The sequence below is a fragment of the Nocardioides aequoreus genome, assembly GCF_000720335.1.
In the GTDB taxonomy this organism is placed as follows: domain Bacteria; phylum Actinomycetota; class Actinomycetes; order Propionibacteriales; family Nocardioidaceae; genus Marmoricola; species Marmoricola aequoreus.
The window spans coordinates 657,693-675,182 of the sequence record NZ_JOJN01000002.1 but is presented as its reverse complement, the minus strand read 5'-3'; the positions used below and the strand labels follow the sequence as shown (position 1 = coordinate 675,182).

At 72.2% G+C, this 17,490-nt stretch carries 16 protein-coding genes; 9 read left to right on the top strand and 7 right to left on the bottom strand.

Features of this window, described 5'->3' with window-relative positions; genetic code table 11:
- Nucleotides 1-7: 7 nt before the first annotated feature.
- The 3 genes from betA to IG63_RS0105800 all read right to left on the bottom strand — a co-directional run bounded on the left by betA (nucleotide 8) and on the right by IG63_RS0105800 (nucleotide 4,117).
- The gene (gene betA / locus IG63_RS0105810) at nucleotides 8-1,720 is read right to left on the bottom strand and encodes a choline dehydrogenase (RefSeq protein WP_036194428.1); all 1,713 of its coding nucleotides are present in this window, start codon (nucleotides 1,718-1,720) and stop codon (nucleotides 8-10) included.
- Nucleotides 1,717-3,198: an aldehyde dehydrogenase family protein gene (locus tag IG63_RS0105805; protein ID WP_245604340.1), complete on the bottom strand. Its 1,482-nt coding sequence runs from the start codon at nucleotides 3,196-3,198 to the stop codon at nucleotides 1,717-1,719. The genes betA and IG63_RS0105805 overlap by 4 nt, the downstream gene beginning before the upstream one ends.
- A 136-nt stretch (nucleotides 3,199-3,334) precedes the next feature.
- Nucleotides 3,335-4,117 carry an IclR family transcriptional regulator gene (locus tag IG63_RS0105800; protein ID WP_030483435.1) on the bottom strand — a complete coding sequence of 261 codons (783 nt, stop codon included), beginning with the start codon at nucleotides 4,115-4,117 and terminating at the stop codon, nucleotides 3,335-3,337.
- A gap of 77 nt (nucleotides 4,118-4,194) precedes the next feature.
- On the opposite strand from IG63_RS0105800, the gene IG63_RS0105795 reads away from it, so the two are divergent.
- From IG63_RS0105795 to IG63_RS0105785, 3 genes are read left to right on the top strand one after another with little or no spacing between them, the layout of a single operon-like run.
- On the top strand, nucleotides 4,195-4,806 hold the full coding sequence (locus IG63_RS0105795; RefSeq protein WP_036194426.1) for a ribonuclease H family protein: 612 nt from the start codon (nucleotides 4,195-4,197) through the stop codon (nucleotides 4,804-4,806).
- Nucleotides 4,799-5,266 (top strand): helix-turn-helix domain-containing protein, encoded by a 468-nt coding sequence (locus tag IG63_RS0105790; protein ID WP_030483433.1) that lies wholly within the window; start codon nucleotides 4,799-4,801, stop codon nucleotides 5,264-5,266. Before IG63_RS0105795 ends, IG63_RS0105790 begins: the two co-directional genes overlap by 8 nt.
- A gap of 9 nt (nucleotides 5,267-5,275) precedes the next feature.
- Entirely contained in the window at nucleotides 5,276-5,719 is a 444-nt protein-coding gene (locus IG63_RS0105785) for a VOC family protein (RefSeq protein ID WP_030483432.1), read from the top strand.
- Between the two features lie 9 nt (nucleotides 5,720-5,728).
- Here the strand turns inward: IG63_RS0105785 and IG63_RS0105780 are convergent, their stop codons facing one another.
- From IG63_RS0105780 to IG63_RS0105770, 3 genes are read right to left on the bottom strand one after another with little or no spacing between them, the layout of a single operon-like run.
- Nucleotides 5,729-6,745, bottom strand: a complete 1,017-nt coding sequence (locus tag IG63_RS0105780; RefSeq protein WP_030483431.1) for an LLM class flavin-dependent oxidoreductase — start codon at nucleotides 6,743-6,745, stop codon at nucleotides 5,729-5,731.
- 1 nt (nucleotide 6,746) lies between these two features.
- Entirely contained in the window at nucleotides 6,747-7,643 is an 897-nt protein-coding gene (gene purU, locus IG63_RS0105775; protein ID WP_030483430.1) for a formyltetrahydrofolate deformylase, read from the bottom strand.
- Complete coding sequence (locus IG63_RS0105770) at nucleotides 7,643-9,103, bottom strand: trimethylamine methyltransferase family protein (protein ID WP_030483429.1); 1,461 nt, start codon at nucleotides 9,101-9,103, stop codon at nucleotides 7,643-7,645. Before IG63_RS0105770 ends, purU begins: the two co-directional genes overlap by 1 nt.
- Before the next feature lie 162 nt (nucleotides 9,104-9,265).
- On the opposite strand from IG63_RS0105770, the gene IG63_RS0105765 reads away from it, so the two are divergent.
- The 6 genes from IG63_RS0105765 to IG63_RS0105740 all read left to right on the top strand — a co-directional run bounded on the left by IG63_RS0105765 (nucleotide 9,266) and on the right by IG63_RS0105740 (nucleotide 15,190).
- Nucleotides 9,266-10,048, top strand: coding sequence for an IclR family transcriptional regulator (locus IG63_RS0105765; protein WP_030483428.1), 783 nt, complete (start codon nucleotides 9,266-9,268; stop codon nucleotides 10,046-10,048).
- A complete protein-coding gene (locus IG63_RS0105760; protein ID WP_030483427.1) occupies nucleotides 10,045-10,710 on the top strand; it encodes a corrinoid protein in 666 nt (221 codons plus the stop codon). Before IG63_RS0105765 ends, IG63_RS0105760 begins: the two co-directional genes overlap by 4 nt.
- A complete protein-coding gene (locus tag IG63_RS0105755; protein ID WP_030483426.1) occupies nucleotides 10,710-11,630 on the top strand; it encodes a methyltetrahydrofolate--corrinoid methyltransferase in 921 nt (306 codons plus the stop codon). The genes IG63_RS0105760 and IG63_RS0105755 overlap by 1 nt, the downstream gene beginning before the upstream one ends.
- Entirely contained in the window at nucleotides 11,627-13,597 is a 1,971-nt protein-coding gene (locus IG63_RS0105750; RefSeq protein ID WP_211249200.1) for an ASKHA domain-containing protein, read from the top strand. Before IG63_RS0105755 ends, IG63_RS0105750 begins: the two co-directional genes overlap by 4 nt.
- 154 nt (nucleotides 13,598-13,751) lie before the next feature.
- Nucleotides 13,752-14,324 (top strand): DUF1638 domain-containing protein, encoded by a 573-nt coding sequence (locus IG63_RS0105745; protein WP_211249199.1) that lies wholly within the window; start codon nucleotides 13,752-13,754, stop codon nucleotides 14,322-14,324.
- Nucleotides 14,312-15,190: a methylenetetrahydrofolate reductase gene (locus IG63_RS0105740; RefSeq protein ID WP_211249198.1), complete on the top strand. Its 879-nt coding sequence runs from the start codon at nucleotides 14,312-14,314 to the stop codon at nucleotides 15,188-15,190. Before IG63_RS0105745 ends, IG63_RS0105740 begins: the two co-directional genes overlap by 13 nt.
- A 313-nt stretch (nucleotides 15,191-15,503) precedes the next feature.
- Here the strand turns inward: IG63_RS0105740 and IG63_RS0105735 are convergent, their stop codons facing one another.
- Nucleotides 15,504-17,456: a M13 family metallopeptidase gene (locus IG63_RS0105735; protein ID WP_030483422.1), complete on the bottom strand. Its 1,953-nt coding sequence runs from the start codon at nucleotides 17,454-17,456 to the stop codon at nucleotides 15,504-15,506.
- Nucleotides 17,457-17,490 lie beyond the last annotated feature (34 nt).

Here is a 17,490-nt window from a genome sequence, read left to right as displayed (position 1 = left end):
CTCGCTGTCAGGTCCGGCTGTTCCTGGGGTCGCCGGGCGGGTAGAGCGGTGAGTCGTCGCGGTGGCGGTAGTACGGCGCGTCGTCGGCGGCCAGCGGCGTGTTGCCGAGGATGAGGTCGGCGGCCTTCTCGGCGACCATCATCACGGGGGCGTAGATGTTGCCGTTGGTGACGAAGGGGAAGACGCTCGCGTCGACCACCCGCAGGCCCTCGGTGCCGTGCACCTGCATCGAGGACGGGTCGGTCACCGACAGGTCGTCGGTGCCCATCCGCGCCGTGCAGGACGGGTGCAGCGCGGTCTCGGCGTCGGCCCGGACCCAGTCGAGGATCTCCTCGTCGGTCTCCACCGAGGGGCCGGGCGAGAGCTCGCCGGCGTTGAAGGGCGCGAAGGCCGGCTGGTTGAGGATGTCGCGCGCCACCCGCACCGCCTCGACCCACTCGCGGCGGTCGTTGGGCGTGGTCAGGTAGTTGAAGAGCATCTTCGGCTTGGCCCGCGGGTCGGTGCTAGCGATCCGCACCCAGCCGCGGGTGTCGGCGTACATCGGGCCGATGTGGACCTGGTAGCCGTGGCCCTGCGTCGGAGCCGACCCGTCGTACCGGATGGCCACGGGGAGGAAGTGGAACATCAGGTTGGGCCAGTCGACGTCGTCGTTGCTCCGCGCGAAGCCGCCGCCCTCGAAGTGGTTGGTCGCGCCGAGCCCGTCCTTGTGGAAGAGCCAGCGGTAGCCGATGCCGGGACGCCGGTGCATCGCGAGCCCGGGGGCGATCGAGACCGGCTGCTTGGAGGCGTACTGGATGTAGACCTCGAGGTGGTCCTGGAGGTTCTCCCCGACGCCGGGCAGGTCGTGCACGACGTCGATGCCGAGCGGCTGGAGCAGCGAGGAGGGACCGACGCCGGAGAGCTGCAGCAGCTGCGGGGTGTTGATCGCGCCGCCGCACAGGATCACCTCGCCCGCGCGGACGCTGCGGCGGGAGCGGCCGTAGCGCAGGTAGTCGACCCCGACGGCCCGCTTGCCCTCGAAGAGCACCTTCGTGGCGTGGGCGAGCGTCTCGACGCGGAGGTTCTTGCGCTCCCTCATCACCGGGTGCAGGTAGGCGCGTGCGGCGGAGAGGCGGCGGCTGTCGTGCACGTTGCGGTCGAAGCGCGCGAAGCCCTCCTGGCGGTAGCCGTTGACGTCGTCGGTCAGCGGGTAGCCGGCCTGCTGCGCGGCCTCGAAGAAGGCGCCGAAGAGCGGGTTGGTCGCCGGGCCGCGCTCCAGCACCAGCGGACCGCTGCCGCCGCGCCAGCGGTCGGCGGCCACGCGGCCGTCGACCATCAGCGTCTCCATGCGCTTGAAGTACGGCAGGCAGTGGCGGTAATCCCACTGCTCGAGGCCCGGCTCGGCGGCCCAGCGCTCGTAGTCCATCGGGTTGCCGCGCTGGAAGATCATGCCGTTGATCGAGCTCGAGCCGCCGAGCACCTTGCCGCGGGCGTGGAAGATGCGGCGGCCGCCCATCTCCGGCTCCGGCTCCGACTCGTACTTCCAGTCGTAGAGCCGGTTGCCGATCGGGATGGGCAGCGCCGCCGGCATGTGGACCAGCGGGTCGAGGCGCCAGTCGGAGTGGCCGGCCTCGAGCACCAGCACCGTGGTGCCGGGGTCGGCGCTGAGCCGGTTGGCGATCGCGCTCCCCGCCGAGCCGCCGCCGACGACGACGTAGTCGTAGTGGTCGCGCCGGCTCATCGTGCGCCTCCGAACCACTCCGAGGGGGCGGGGGCGATGTTGTGCCACACGTGCTTGGTCTCCTGGTACTCCGCCAGGCCGTGCTCGCCGAGCTCGCGTCCGATGCCGGACTGCTTGTAGCCGCCCCACTCGGCCTGGGCCACGTAGGGGTGGAAGTCGTTGATCCACACCGTGCCCATGCGCAGCCGCGCGGCGACCCGCTGGCCGCGCCCGGCGTCGGAGGTCCACACCGCCCCGGCGAGGCCGTAGATCGAGTCGTTGGCCAGGCGCACGGCGTCGTCGTCGTCGGTGAAGGTCTCGACCGTCATCACCGGCCCGAAGGACTCGTCCTGCGCGACGCTCATCGACGAGGTGACCCCACCGAGGATCGTCGGGGCGAAGAAGTAGCCGTCGGCCAGGTCGCCGTCGGTCACCCGGCCACCGCCCACCAGCACCTGCGCGCCCTCGGCGACGCCGGCCTCGACGTACGCCGTCACCTTGTCGAGGTGGGCCTGCGAGATCAGGGCCCCGGTCTCGGCGTCGTCGTCGAAAGGACCGCCGAGCCGGATCCCGGAGGCGCGGCGCACGAGCTCGGCGACGAACTCCTCGGCGATCGACTCCTGGACGAGCAGCCTCGCGCCGGCGGAGCACACCTGGCCGGAGTGGAGGAAGACGGCCGTCAGCGCGTTGTCGAGCGCGGCCTCGCGGTCGGCGTCGGCGAAGACGATGTTGGGGTTCTTGCCGCCCAGCTCGAGGGCGATCTTCTTCACCGTGCCCGAGGCGGCGGCCATGATCCGCTTGCCGGTCTCGAGCCCGCCGGTGAAGGAGACGAGGTCGACGCGCGGGTCGGTCGACAGCGAGGCGCCGGCGTCGGCCCCGGCGCCGAGCACCAGGTTGCCGGCACCCGCGGGGAGCCCGGCCTCCTCCAGGAGCCGCATCAGGTGCACGGCGCTGTGGGGCGAGAGCTCACTGGGCTTGAGCACGAATGTGCACCCGGCGGCCAGGGCGGGCGCGACCTTCCAGGAGACCTGCAGCAGCGGGTAGTTCCACGGCGTGATCAGGCCGCAGACGCCCACGGGCTCGTGCACCACGCGGCTGACCACGGTGTCCTGGCCGGTGTCGACGACGCGCCCGCCGTGGCTGTCGGCGACCAGGCCGTAGTGGCGGAAGACGCTGGTGACGTCGTCGACGTCGAGCTCGCTCTCGGCGAGCCGCTTGCCGGTGTCGAGCGACTCCATCCGCGCGATCTCGGCCTTGTCGCGCTGCAGCAGGTCGGCGACGCGGAGCAGCAGGTCGCCCCGCTCCCGGGCGCTGGTCCCGGGCCACGGGCCGTGGTCGAAGGCCTCCCGGGCGGCGGCGATGGCCGCCTCGGTGTCGACGGCCGTGGACTCGTCGACCTCGGCGACCAGCGTGCCGTCGGCCGGGCAGCGGATCTCCCGGCGCCCGCCCTCCGCGGCGGACACCCAGCGGCCCCCGATGTAGTTCTCCGGCATGTACATCCGTCCCCGCCCCGTTGCGTCATGTGCAACGTGGGGCGTATAGCGAAACACTGTGGTCAGGGATGGCGAGCCCGTCAAGGGTCGTCACCAGATGGATACACGCCGTTGTAGACCACTCTTGACGGCGCGTGCGAGGTCACCGCCGGCCCCAGCCGAGGCGGTGGGAGAGCTCCTCCGCGGCCTCCAGCAGCAGGGGCAGGACCTCGGCCTGCCGCGCGACGGTGAGCCGGAAGGTCGGCCCCGAGATGCTCATCGAGGCGATCACGTCGCCGTGCGCGTTGCGCACCGGGGCGGCGACCGCCGCGAGCCCGACCTCGAGCTCGTCGACCGCGGCCGCCCAGCCCTGCTGCTGGACCTGCTGGAGCTCCTTGCGCAGCGCCGCCCTGGCGGTGACCGTGCGGTCGGTGTACGCCGGCAGCCTGCCGAGCACCTCCTTGAGCACGGACTCGTCGAGCCAGGCGAGCAGCACCTTGCCGTTGCTCGTCGCGTGCAGCGGGATGTGCTGGCCGACCCAGTTGTGGGAGCCCAGCGCGCTGGGCCCGGCCACCTGGTCGAGGTAGAGGGCGCTGCCACCCGACAGCGTGGCCAGGTTGACGGTCTCGCCGCTGCCGGCCGCCAGCTGCTTGCAGAGCGGTCGCGCCTCCTGCACCACGTCGAGGCGCGCGCTGGTCGCGCCGGCCAGGCGCAGCAGCCCGACGCCGAGGCGGTACTTGCCGCGGCCCTCGACCTGCTCGACCAGGCCGTGCTGCTCCAGCGTGGCCACGAGCCGGAAGGCCGTGCTCTTGTGCACGCCGAGGTCGGCCGCGATCTCGGTGACGCCCGACTCGCCCGAGCGTGCGAGGATCTCGAGCACCGTCAGGGCCCGGTCGACCGACTGCACGCTCCCCCCGGATCCGGTCTCGGCGGCAGCGTTGCTCATGGCGCGACCGTAGACCGTGTGACGCAACGGCACCAGGTGTGTCCCGGTGGTGGTGGCCCGCGAGCCACAATGAGCGGGTGCAAGCCCGATACGCCACCACCTGTGCCGCCTGCTCGACCCGGATCGCGCCGGGGGAGGAGATCGCGCGCGGTCCCGGGGGCAACGGCTGGAAGCACCGGGAGTGCCCGGCGACGCTCGAGGGGGTCGCGCCCGCCACGAACCCCTCGGCCGGCTCGGCCGGCTCGACGGGGGCGCCGGTCGTCGACGGCGCCACGGAGGTCTTCACCGACGGCGCCTGCCGCGGCAACCCCGGTCCCGGCGGCTGGGCGTGGGCCGTCGAGGCCGGCCCGCAGGACTCCGGCCACGACCCCGCCACCACCAACCAGCGCATGGAGATCAAGGCGGCGCTCGAGGCGGTGCGGGCGCTGGAGGGGCCGCTGGTCGTGGTGAGCGACTCGACGTACGTCGTCAACTGCTTCCGCGACCGCTGGTGGGCGGGCTGGCGCCGGCGCGGCTGGACCACCAGCGCCAAGAAGCCGGTGGCCAACCGCGACCTGTGGGAGCCGCTGGTCGACCTGGTCGAGGAGCGTGGCGACGTCACCTTCCGCTGGGTCAAGGGCCACTCCGGGCACGCGATGAACGACCTCGTCGACAAGCTCGCGGTCGAGGCCAGCCACGCCGGTGGCTGAGCCCCCTGTCTCGCGGCCGCGGGCGCCCGGCGACGTGCTGGTGCACCTGCGCCGGGCGCGCGACCACATGGACGCCCACTACGCCGAGCCGATCGACCTCGCGACGCTCGCCGGGCGCGCCGGCCTCTCCAAGTGGCACTTCCACCGGCTCTTCGCGGCGACCTACGGCCTCACGCCCGCGGCGTACCTCTCCCAGCGGCGGGTGGAGCGCGCCCAGGACCTGCTGCGCGGCGCCAACCTCACCGTCACCGAGGTCTGCCACGCCGTGGGCTTCAGCAGCCTCGGCTCCTTCAGCGCCCGCTTCAAGGAGGTCGTGGGGGAGACGCCGAGCGACTTCCAGCGCCGCTGGGGTGGGGCGGCGCCCCGGATCCCGGGCTGCTACGTCTTCATGTGGGGCCTGGCGGAGCGGTCGGCGAGCTCCGCAAGCGAGGAGAAGCGCCGGCGCGACGACCCGGCCTAGCGTCGCCGCATGATCACGAACATCTCCCTGACCAGTGTCTTCGTCAAGGACATCACCGCCTCGAAGCGCTTCTACGTCGACGTGCTCGGCTTCGAGGAGCGCGAGGACATCGACCTCGGCGACTTCCGGTGGTGCACCGTCGGCCACCCCAGCCAGCCCGAGCTGCACCTGCACCTGACCACGCCCAGCCCGCCCTTCAGCCCCGAGATGATCGCCGCGCTCGAGCGGGCGCTCGACGAGGGCGGCCTCAACGGCCCCGGGCTCAACGTCAGCGACTGCCGCGCCACCGTGGCCGACCTCGAGGCGAAGGGCGTCACCGTGCTGCAGCAGCCCGAGGACCGCCCGTACGGCGTCGAGGCGCTGATCCGCGACAACTCCGGCAACTGGGTCGTCCTGGTGGAGCCCCGCGACTTCGACCCCGCCGAGATCAGCCGCGAGTCGCTCGGCCAGTAGACGGACCCGTCAGCCCGGGACCCAGCCCAGGGCGGGGCCGAGCCGGGTGGCGATGTCGGTGAGGATCTGCGTGTAGTCCTCGGGGGCGACGTCGAAGGGGAGCGCGAAGGCGACCTCGTCGACCTCGCGGTAGGCGACGTGGTCGAGCAGCCGCTCGGCGATCTGCTCCGCGCTGCCGACGAGGTCGGGGGCGAACATCATCCGGGCCGGCCCCTGCGGGCTGGTGGTGCGCGGCAGCCGCGACTCGGCGTACGCCGCGTAGCGGTCGCGCTGCGCAGGCGTGGCGGTGTCGGTCGGGACGACGACCAGCCCTTGGGAGACCCGTGCGGCCTGCCCCTGCGGGTGGTGGTCGCGGAAGGCCCGCACGTGGGAGAGCTGGATCTCGGCGAAGTCCTCGGACTCCTCGGCCTTGACCACGCTGCTCGTCAGCAGGTTGAGGCCGTGGCGCCCGGCCCACTCCGCCGAGCGCAGGCTGCCGGCGCCGTACCAGACCCGCTCGGCCAGGCCCGCGGCGTAGGGCTGCACGCGCTCGGAGAACTGCTCGATCCCGACGGTGCCCGCGAAGGGGCTGACGGGCTCGCCCCGCAGCATGCGGAGCAAGCGCTCCGCGCGGGCGTAGCCGAAGTCCTCCTGCTCGGCGGTGTCGGGGTAGAGCGCCTGCCTCACGTCGTCCCACCGCATCGGAGGCCCCACGCTGATGCCGGGGTTGAGGCGACCACCCGAGAGCAGGTCGACGGTGGCGAGGTCCTCGGCGAGCCGCAGCGGGTTCTCCCAGGCGAGCGGGGTGACCGCGGTGCCGAGCTCGATCCGGCTGGTGCGCTGCGCCGCGGCCGCCAGCATCGCCACCGGGGAGGAGATGCCGTGCTGCAGGTGGCGGTGGCGCACCCAGGCGCTGTCGAAGCCCAGCTGCTCGCCCTGCACGATCGTCTGCAGCGTCGACTCCAGCCCCGGCCGCGGGTCGGCCGCGTCGAAGAGCCCGATGGTCAGGAAGCCGAGCCGGCGCAGCGGCCGCGAGGGTGCGCCCACGTCAGCGGAAGACGACGGTGCGGTGGCCGTTGAGGCGCACCCGCGACTCGCTGTGCCAGCGGACGGCGCGGGAGAGCACGGCGGCCTCGACGTCGCGCCCGGCGGCCACGAGCTGGTCCTGGGTGTGGTTGTGGTCGACGCGGATGACGTCCTGCTCGATGATCGGGCCCTCGTCGAGGTCGGCGGTGACGTAGTGCGCGGTCGCGCCGACCAGCTTCACCCCCCGGTCGTGGGCCTGGTGGTAGGGCTTGGCGCCCTTGAAGCTCGGCAGGAAGGAGTGGTGGATGTTGATCGCCCGCCCCGACAGCTTGCGGCAGGCATCGTCGGAGAGCACCTGCATGTAGCGGGCCAGCACCACCAGGTCGATCCCGAGCTCGCGGTGGAGGTCCAGCAGCTCGGCCTCGGCGTCGGCCTTGGTGGCGGGCGTGACCGGGATGTGGCGGAAGTCGAGGCCGAAGGAGCGCACCAGCGGCTCGGCGTCGCGGTGGTTGGAGACCACCACCGGGATCTCCACGTGCAGGCTGCCGGTGCTCTGCCGGAAGAGCAGGTCGTTGAGGCAGTGCAGGTGCTTGGAGACCATGATCAGGGTGCGGTACGGCGCCCGCGCCGCCCACAGCTCGAAGGTCATGCCGAAGCGCTCGGCCACCGCGGCGAAGTCGGCGCGGAGCTCCTCGGCGGTGGTGCCGGAGTCGGTCTCGAAGTCGATGCGCATGAAGAAGCGGCCGCCCTCGCGGTCGCCGTACTGCTGGCTCTCGACGATGTTGCCGCCGTGCTCGACCAGGAAGCCGGTGACGGCGTGCACGATGCCGGGCCGGTCGGGGCAGTCGAGCGCCAGCACGAAGTCACCGGCGACGGGCCCGGCGTTGACCGAGGCGTGGGAGGGCGCGAGCTCGCTCATCAGTCACCGAGCTCCTTGCGGCGACGTGTCACGAACTCCTCCATCTCCTGCCGCACGCCCTCGTCGAGGGCGGGCTGCTCGTACTCCTCCAGCTTCTGCTGGTAGATCTTCCCAGCCCGGGCCGCGGTGTCCTGCGCGCCGTTGCGCATCCAGCGCTCGTAGTTCTCCGAGGAGGAGAGCAGCGGCCGGTAGAAGCAGGTGCGGAAGCGCTCCATGGTGTGCATCGCCCCCAGGAAGTGCCCGCCGGCACCCACCTCCTCGTGGGCGCCGAAGGCCAGCGACTCCTCGTCGATCTCGAGCGGGGTGAACTCGTGCTGCAGCATCTGCAGCAGCTCGACGTCGACCACGAACTTCTCGAAGCCGGCGACCAGGCCGCCCTCGAGCCAGCCGGCCGAGTGCATCACCCAGTTGGCGCCGGCCAGGAAGGTCGGCATCAGCGTCATCAGCGCCTCGTAGCCCGCCTGCGCGTCGGGCACCTGCGAGGAGGTCAGGGTGCCGCCGGAGCGGAAGGGCAGCCCGAAGTGGCGGGCGATCTGACCGGTGCAGAGAAGCCCGATGCCCGACTCCGGCGTGCCGAAGGTGGGCGAGCCCGACTGCATGTCGATGTTGGAGAGGAAGGAGCCGAAGACGACGGGGCAGCCCGGCCGGATCGTCTGGGCCAGCGCGATGCCCGTGAGCGCCTCGGCGATCTGCTGCACCAGCGCGGCCGGGATCGTCACGGGGCTCATCGCGCCCATCAGGATGAAGGGCGTCAGCACCACGGCCTGGTTGGCCTCGGCGTACTCGAAGAGCGAGTCGAGCATCCGGTCGTCCCAGCGCAGCGGGGAGTTGCAGTTGATCAGCGAGATCAGCGCGGGGGTCTGCTCGATGCTGGCGCGGCCCGCCTCACGGCCCGCGCTGCCGCCGAGCAGGATCGAGGTCAGCTCGATGGTGTCGCGCGCGTTGGGGCCCGAGACGACGTTGCCCATGAAGGGCTTGTCGGTCAGCGTGGCCAGCGCGTAGGTCATGTCGAGGTGGCGGCTGTCGAGCGGGGTGTCGTTGGGCTCGCAGATCACGCCGCCGGCCGAGTCGAGCACGGGGAAGGTCTGCGCGAGCTTGGTGAAGCGCTCGAAGTCGTCCATCGTCGCGTCGCGGCGTACGTCGCCCTCCCGCACGAAGGGCGGGCCGTAGACCGCGCCGAAGGCCATCGCGTCGCCGCCGATGTGCAGGTTGTGCGCGGGGTTGCGGGCCTGCAGGTCGAACTCGCGGGGCGCCTTGGCGACCTGCTCGAGGATCCACTCGGGGTCGAAGAAGACCTTGTCGCCCTCGACCTTCTGCCCGGCGGCGCCGAGCAGGTCGAGCGCGCGCTGGCTCATGAACTCCACGCCGAGCTCGCTGACCAGACGTCGCCAGCCGCGGTCGAGGGTCTCCATCGCGTCGGCGGAGAGGATCTCGTAGCGCGGCATCCGGTTGTGGAACATGGGGCTCCTCGAGCGGGGGGTCGGACGGGTGGGACACGGGTGGAGCAGTTGGTGCTTGACCTGGGCTCCGATCCAAACCTAGCCTCACCATATGGGCACGTGGTTCCACATCGTGGGAGTCGGTAGCGACACTCTCCCTCGCGCGCCGAGGGACGGTCAAGGGTGACCGCCGGCGCCGCGGGCGAGGGCAGCGGCACGCAGGCCGTCGACCGCGCGGCCGCGCTGCTGACGATGGTCGTCGAGGCCGACGCGCCCGTGACCTTCGGCGAGCTGACCGAGGCCACCGGCCTGGCCAGGTCGACCACCTCGCGGCTGATGGCGGCCCTCGAGCGCACCCACCTGGTCGAGCGCACCCAGCAGGGGGAGTACGTCGGCGGCCCGCTCTTCGTGCTGTACGCCGCCCGCCACGACCGCAACGCCCAGCTGGCCCGGCTGGCGACGCCCGTGCTCGAGGCCGTCGCGGCCGAGACCCGCGAGACCACCCACCTCGGGGTCGCCAACGGCGGCCGCGTGGAGCACATCGCCCAGGTGGAGGGCAGCTACCTGCTGGGCGCCCCCGACTGGAACGACGTCGAGGTGCCGGTCCACTGCTCGGCGCTCGGCAAGGTGCTGCTCGCGTGGAAGGCGCTGGACGTGCCCGACGGCCGGCTCGCCACGCCGACCTCGCAGACCCTCGCGGTGCGCGGCGACCTCGACGACGACTTGGCCTGGGTGCGCGAGCGCGGCTACGCCACCACCTTCGACGAGCTGGAGCTCGGTCTCTCCGGCATCGCCGCCCCCATCTTCGGCCCGGACGACGACGTCGTCGCCGCGGTCGGTGTGTCCGGTCCCACGACGCGCCTGGAGGCGCGCGCGGAGGAGGTCGGGCGATTCCTGGTCGAGCACACGGAGCGGCTGTCCCGGCAGCTCCGCCGCGGCTCCAGCACGAAAGGACCCACGTCATGACCCCTGAGGAAGTCCTGCGCGGCCTCTTCGACGAGACCCTGGTCGGCAACGGCCCACGCGTCCTCGAGCTCACCCACGAGGGCCTCGGCCTCGGCATGGAGCCGCAGACGATGCTCTTCGAGGCCCTGATCCCGTCGCTGGAGGAGGTCGGGGCGCGCTTCGAGCGCGGCGACTTCTTCGTCCCCGAGATGCTCATCGCCGGTCGCGCGATGGCCGGCGCGATGGAGGTGCTGCGGCCGCTGCTGGCCGAGACCGGGGTCGAGACCATCGGCAAGTTCCTGATGGGCACGGTCAAGGGCGACGTGCACGACATCGGCAAGAACCTCGTCAACATCATGCTCGAGGGCGCGGGCTTCGAGGTCATCGACCTCGGCGTGCAGGTGGCCCCCGAGACCTTCATCGCCAAGATCCAGGAGCACCAGCCCGACATCGTCGGCTTCTCGGCGTTCCTCACCACGACCATGCCGATGTTCAAGGCCAACATCAACGCGCTGCAGAAGGCCGGCATGCGCGACGACGTGATCGTCATGGTCGGCGGTGCCCCCGTCACCCAGGAGTACGCCGACGCGGTCGGTGCCGACGGCTACGCCGCCGACGCGTCCGGCTGCGTACGCCGTGCCAAGGACCTCCTCGCCACCCGACGCGCAAAGGTGCCCGCCTGATGTCAGAGACCACCCCCGCCACCCCGCTCCACACCTCCATCCGCTCGGCCTCCCGCGAGGTCGTCATCGGCAGCGACCTGCCCTTCTGCGTCATCGGGGAGCGGCTCAACCCCACGGGGCGTCGCATCTTCCAGGAGCAGATCAAGGCCGGTGACCTCTCCGCGATCGAGCGCGACGTCAAGGCACAGGTGCTCGGCGGCGCCGACGTCCTCGACGTCAACATGGGCGTCCCGCTGGTCGACGAGGCCGAGCTGCTCGCCAAGGTCATCACGATGGTGCAGGGCATGACCGACCTGCCGATCTGCATCGACTCCTCGGTCGTCGAGGCGCTCGAGGCCGGCCTGTCGGTCTACCAGGGCCGCGCGCTGGTCAACTCCATCACCGCCGAGGACGAGCGTCTCGAGCAGGTGCTGCCGCTGGTCAAGAAGTACGACGCCGCCGTCGTCGCGCTGCCCAACGACGTCGACGAGATCCCGATGGAGGCCGAGAAGCGCCTCGAGCTGGTGGAGAAGATCGTCCGGGTCGCGACGCAGGAGTACGGCATCGCGATCGAGGACATCGTCATCGACCCGTTGGCCATGCCCATCGGCGCCGACCAGGCGACCGGGATCTCCACCCTCGCGACGATGCGCGGCATCCGCGAGACGTGGGGCATGAACATGACCTGCGGCGCCTCCAACGTCTCCTTCGGCATGCCGGGGCGCCACGAGCTCAACGGCGCCTGGCTCGCGATGGCCATGACCGCGGGGCTCTCCAGCGCGATCATGGACGCCCGCACGCCGAGCGTCGTCGCCGCCGTACGCGCTGCCGACCTGCTCCTCGGCCACGACGAGTGGGGCATGGCATGGATCTCGCGTCATCGGGAGATGCAGCGGGCCGCCGAGGAAGCGGCCGCGCAGGCTCCCGCCGGCGTCTCGTGACCCGCCCGGCCAGCCCGCCGCCCGGGCTGGCCGACGAGGCCACGCTCGACCAGGTCGGCCGGGAGGGGCTGGTCGCCGTACCGGGGGCGCCCACGCCCGCGCACGACGGCAGCGGCCGGGTGCAGCTCTCCTTCACCGTCACCGACGGGCAGGACCGCGCGGTGCGGGTGCCCCCCGGCGTCACCGTCTTCGACTCCGCGTCGTGGAACGGCATCGCGATCGACTCCACCTGCGGCGGCCACGGCACCTGCCACAAGTGCAAGGTGCGCCTCGACGTGCCCACGCCGGTCTCGCGCCACGACCGCCGTACCTTCAGCGAGGGCGAGCTGGCCCAGGGCTGGCGGCTGGCCTGCCTGGCCACCGCGACGCAGGACCTGGCGGTCGAGGTGCCGCCGCTCACCACCCGGCCCAAGGCCGCCACGGTCGGGGTCGGACGGCAGGTGATCCTGCGCCCGGCGGTGCAGAAGCGCTACGTCGAGTTGACCGAGCCCACGCTCGCCGACCAGCGCACCGACCTGCAGCGGCTCTCCGACGCCGTCGACGACCTCGAGCTCCGGGTGCCGCTCGCGGTGCTGCGGCTGCTGCCGGGCGTGCTGCGCGACGCCGACTGGAAGGTCACCGCCGTCGTCGTCGACGACGAGCTGGTCGACGTCGAGCCCGGCGACACCACGGCCACGCGCTACGCCGTCGCCTACGACCTCGGCACCACCACGGTGGTCGCCACGCTGCTCGACCTCGGCACCGGCACGCCGGTGGCCGTGGCCTCGCGGCTCAACAAGCAGCAGCCCTTCGGCGGCGACGTGATCACCCGCATCAGCGCCACGATGATGGACCCCGACGCGCTCGCACGGCTCCAGTCGCTCGCCGGGGAGACCCTCGACGAGCTCGCCCAGCAGGTCTGCGCCGAGGGCGGCGTCGACCCGACGCAGGTCTACGAGGTCGCCATCGCGGGCAACGCGACCATGACGGCGCTGGCGCTGGGCATCGACCCCGAGCCGCTGGGGGTCGCCCCCTTCGTGATGTCCTCGGCCCACCCGCCGGTCGTGGCGGCCGCCGAGCTGGGGCTCTCGCTGCACCCGCGGGCGCGCGCCGTCGTCTTCCCCTCGCTCGGCGCCTACGTCGGCGGCGACATCGTCGCCGGCATCCTCGCCACCGGCATGGACCGCGACAAGCGCACCCGGCTCTTCATCGACGTCGGCACCAACTGCGAGATCGTGCTCAGCGACGGCGAGACCGTCGTCTCCACGGCAGCCCCGGCCGGACCGGCCTTCGAGGGCGGCGCCATCCGCTGCGGCATGCGCGCGGCCGACGGCGCCATCGAGGTGGTGCGCATCGAGGCCGACGCCGGCACCGTCGAGCTCGGCGTGATCGGCGACGTCGAGGCGCGCGGCCTGTGCGGCTCGGGACTGGTCGACGCGGTGGCCGAGCTGGTCAAGGTCGGCCTGCTCGACGGCTCCGGCCGCCTGGTCACCGACGAGGCCGCCGCCGCGATCTCCCCGGCGCTGGCGCAGCGGATGGAGAAGGTCGGTGAGGAGCGCGTCTTCGTGCTGCACCGCCCGACGCCGGAGTCGCCGACCGCGGAGTGCGTCTACCTCTCCCAGCGCGACGTGCGCGAGCTGCAGTTCGCCAAGGGGGCCATCGCCACCGGCTGGACGCTGCTGCTCGAGGAGCTCGGCCTCACCCACGACGACGTGCAGCAGGTCCTGCTCGCCGGGTCCTTCGGCTCCTACCTCTCACCCGCCTCCGCGGTGCGGATCGGGCTGGTCCCGACGCTGCCCGTGCTGCGGATCGTCTCGGCGGGCAACGTCGCGGGCGAGGGCGCCAAGATGGCGCTGCTCTCCCACCGCGAGCGCGCCGGCGCCGAGGCCCTGCTCGAGCAGGTGGCCTACGTCGAGCTCTCCGACCGCAGCGACTTCAACGACCGCTTCATCGAGCAGCTCGCCTTCCCGGGGGCCCAGGGTGGTTGAGGTGCGAGCGCAGCGAGCCTCGAAACCCCTGCACCCGACGGCGGCGCGCACGTCACCGGGTCTCGAGGCTCGGGCCCAGGGGGCCCTCGCACCTCGACCAGCGAGGAGGCTGGCGCTGATCGCGTGCGGGGCGATCGCGCAGCCCGCGGCCCGGGTGGCCGCCGCCGAGGGCTGGCCGCTCGACGTGCACCCGCTGCCGCCGCTGCTGCACAACCGGCCCGAGCGCATCGCCGGCGAGGTCGAGGGGCTCGCGTCGCGGCTCGCGGCGGCGTACGACCGGGTGGTGGTGGGGTACGCCGACTGCGGCACCTACGGCGCTCTCGACGAGGTCTGCGCGCGGCTCGGCCTCACGCGGCTGCCGGGGCTGCACTGCTACGACGTCTTCGCCGGCCCCGAGACCGTCGAGGCGGTCCTCGAGGCCGAGCCGGGCAGCTACCTGCTCACCGACTTCCTGGTGCGCTCCTTCGCGCGCACCGTCGAGCAGGAGCTGGGGCTCGACCGCCACCCCGAGCTGCTCGACGACTACTTCCGCCACTACACCCGCGTGGTGTGGCTGGCCCAGAGCGAGGACCCGGCCGAGCTGGCCGAGCTGCGCCCGCTCGCCCAGGACGCCGCGGACCGGCTCGGGCTGCCGCTGCACGTCGTCCCCACCGGCGTCGGGGGGCTCGCCCTCGCCCTGCGGCGCCTCGTCAGTCCCCAGCCCGAGGAGGCACCATGTCCGCTCTGAAGTCCTCGCCGCTCGGCCGCCGTGGCACCCGCGAGGCCCGCGACCAGGCCATGCGCCGGCTGCTGCAGCACGCGCGCTACGAGGTGCTGCCGACCGCGACGACCGAGGAGAAGGTCGTCGCCTCGGTGCCCCGCGACGTCGCCGTCACCGTCACCGCCTCGCCGGGCAAGGGGCTCGAGGCGACGCTGGCGCTCTCGGAGACCCTCGCCGGCCACGGCTTCACCGTCGTCCCGCACCTGGCCGCGCGCATGGTGCGCGACCACGCCGAGCTGGTCGAGATCCGCGCCCGGCTCCGCCAGGCCGGCATCTCCTCGGTCTTCGTGCCCGGCGGGGACGCCGAGCCCGCGGGCGACTACGTCGACGCCTTCGCGCTGCTGGAGGACCTCGCGACGCTCGAGGACCCCTTCACCCACGTGGGCATCGCCGGCTACCCCGAGAGCCACCCCACGATCGCCGACGACCTGACGGTGCAGGCGATGTGGGACAAGCGCCGCCACGCCACCCACGTCGTCAGCAACCTGACCTTCGACCCCGCCACCATCCGCGACTGGGTGGCCCGGATGCGGCTGCGCGGCATCACCATGCCGCTGCTGCTCGGCATGCCCGGCCCCATCGACCGCGCCAAGCTGCTCACCATGGCGACCAAGATCGGCGTCGGCGAGTCGACCCGCTTCCTGGCCAAGCACAAGGGCACCTTCGCCCGCCTCGCCGCCCCCGGCGGCTTCACCGGCGAGCGCTTCCTGCGCGACTGCGCCACCGTCGCCGCCCAGCCCGGCAGCGGCATCGAGGGCCTCCACGTCTTCACCTTCAACCAGATCGCCCAGACCGAGGAGTGGCGTCAGTCGCTGCTCGCCGAGCTCGGCTGACGCCGGTCCCTGGGCGAAGTCACTGGTTGACCAGTGACGTCGCCGCTTCGCCAAGGTTGTGCTCTTGGCGAAGCGGCAGACTTCGTGGCTACGTCGCGGGACATGTCGTGTTGCCGCCGCGACGGCCCGGGCGTACGCCGCCACTCGGCGGAGGTCCTCGGCGCGGGCAAAGTCACTGGTTGACCAGTGACGTCGCCACTTCGCCAAGGTTGTGCGCTTGGCGAAGCGGCAGACTTCGTGGCGACGTCGGGCAGGAGAGAGAGCCGCTCGGTCGTCGGCATGACCGAGCGGACCGCCGCCCCTCGGCGCTCCGCTACCAGATCCGGATGCGGTCCTCCGGGTCGAGCCACAGGCCGTCGCCGGGGCGTACGTCGAAGGCCTCGACGAACTCGGCGAGGTTGCGGGCGATGTTGGCGCGGAACTCCGGCGGGGAGTGCGGGTCGGTGGCCAGGAAGGTCTGGGCGAGCTCCTTGCGACGCTTGGTGCGCCAGCAGTAGGCCCAGTTCATGAAGAGCCGCTGCACGCCGGTGCGGCCGTCGACGACCGGCGGCTCCTGGCCGTCGAGGAAGATCCGGTAGGCCTTCAGGCCGATCGTCAGGCCACCGAGGTCGCCGATGTTCTCCCCGACGGTGAGCGCGCCGTTGACCTTCTCGCCGGGCAGGTCGCGCGGCTCGTAGCCGTCGTACTGCGCGATCAGGGCCTTGCTGCGCTGCTCGAAGGCGGCCTTGTCGTCGGCGGTCCACCAGTCGTTGAGGTTGCCGGCGCCGTCGTACTGCGCGCCCTGGTCGTCGAAGCCGTGGCCGATCTCGTGGCCGATCACGGCGCCGATGCCGCCGTAGTTCTCCGCCGGGTCGGCGTCGGCGTCGAAGAAGGGCCGCTGCAGGATGCCGGCGGGGAAGCAGATCTCGTTGGTGCCGGGGTTGTAGTAGGCGTTGACCGTCTGCGGGAGCATGAACCACTCGTCGCGGTCGACCGGGCTGCCGATCTTGCGCAGCTCGCGGTCGGTCTCGTACGCCGTCGACGCGAGGACGTTGCCGAGCAGGTCGTCGGCGCTGATCTCCAGCGGCGAGTAGTCGCGCCACTTGACCGGGTAGCCGATCTTGGGCAGGAAGGTGTCGAGCTTCTCGTGCGCCCGGCGCTTGGTCTCCTCGGTCATCCAGTCGAGGTCGTTGATCGACTGGCGGTAGGCCTCGATCAGGTGGGCGACGAGGTCGTCCATCGCCTCCTTCGAGCGCGGCGGGAAGTGCCGGGCGACGTACTCGCGGCCCACGGCCTCGCCGAGCGCGCCCTCGACCAGGCCGACGCCGCGCTTCCATCGGGCGCGCAGCTCGGGGGTGCCGGAGAGGGTGCGGCCGTAGAAGTCGAAGTTGGCCTCGACGAAGTCGCCCGAGAGGTACGCCGCCGCCGTGCGGATCGCGCGCACGGTCAGGAACGCGCGCCAGTCGGCCAGGTCGGTCTCGCCCAGCACGACCTCGAGGTGGTCGAAGAAGGAGGGCTGCCGCACGATCGTCTCGGCGATCGTCGCCTCCGAGCCGCCGAGCGTGGTCGCCCACGCCGTGAAGTCGAAGCTCGGCACGGCGCCCTGGAGGTCGGTCAGGGTGCGCAGGTTGTAGGTCTTGATGACGTCGCGGGTCTCGGCGCGCTCCCAGTGGCCCTCGGCGATCCGGGTCTCCAGCGCCAGCACGCGGGCGGCGGTGCCGGCGGGGTCGGGACGCTCGGCCAGCGTGAGCACCCGCTCGAGGTAGGCGAGGTACTTCTCGCGGATCTCGGCGAACTTCTCCTCGCGGTAGTAGCTCTCGTCGGGCAGGCCGATGCCGCCCTGGCCGACCTGCACCAGGTAGCGCTCGGAGTCGCGGTCGTCGGTGTCGACGAAGGAGCCGAAGAGGCCGCTGCCGCCGCGGCGCTCGAAGGAGCCGACGAAGGCGGCGAGGGCGGGGAGGTCCTGCACCTGCTCGATCTCCTCGAGCAGCGGCAGGATCGGGCTGTAGCCCAGCCGCTCGATGCGCTCCTCGTCCATGAAGCTGGCGAAGAGGTCGCCGATCTTCTGGGCGTCCTCGCCCTCGACCCGGCCGGCGGCGCAGTCCTCGATGATCTCGCGGACGTGCTCCTCGGCCTGCTCCGCGAGCCGGACGAAGGGCCCCCAGGAGGAGCGGTCGCCGGGGATCTCGGTGGTCTCCAGCCAGTGGCCGTTGACGTGGCCGAAGAGGTCGTCCTGCGGGCGTACGTCGAGGTCCATGCCGTCGCGGGCGTCGTCGAGGATCGTCACGCGGGGAAATCTACCGGTGGCGTCCCGACGGCGA

Bases quoted from the DNA above. Each gene is read 5' to 3' on its own strand.
- betA (WP_036194428.1), bottom strand. From the start codon at position 1,720: ATGAGCCGGCGCGACCACTACGACTACGTCGTCGTCGGCGGCGGCTCG.
- IG63_RS0105805 (WP_245604340.1), bottom strand. From the start codon at position 3,198: ATGTACATGCCGGAGAACTACATCGGGGGCCGCTGGGTGTCCGCCGCG.
- IG63_RS0105800 (WP_030483435.1), bottom strand. From the start codon at position 4,117: ATGAGCAACGCTGCCGCCGAGACCGGATCCGGGGGGAGCGTGCAGTCG.
- IG63_RS0105785 (WP_030483432.1), top strand. From the start codon at position 5,276: ATGATCACGAACATCTCCCTGACCAGTGTCTTCGTCAAGGACATCACC.
- purU (WP_030483430.1), bottom strand. From the start codon at position 7,643: ATGAGCGAGCTCGCGCCCTCCCACGCCTCGGTCAACGCCGGGCCCGTC.
- IG63_RS0105770 (WP_030483429.1), bottom strand. From the start codon at position 9,103: ATGTTCCACAACCGGATGCCGCGCTACGAGATCCTCTCCGCCGACGCG.
- IG63_RS0105760 (WP_030483427.1), top strand. From the start codon at position 10,045: ATGACCCCTGAGGAAGTCCTGCGCGGCCTCTTCGACGAGACCCTGGTC.
- IG63_RS0105755 (WP_030483426.1), top strand. From the start codon at position 10,710: ATGTCAGAGACCACCCCCGCCACCCCGCTCCACACCTCCATCCGCTCG.
- IG63_RS0105740 (WP_211249198.1), top strand. From the start codon at position 14,312: ATGTCCGCTCTGAAGTCCTCGCCGCTCGGCCGCCGTGGCACCCGCGAG.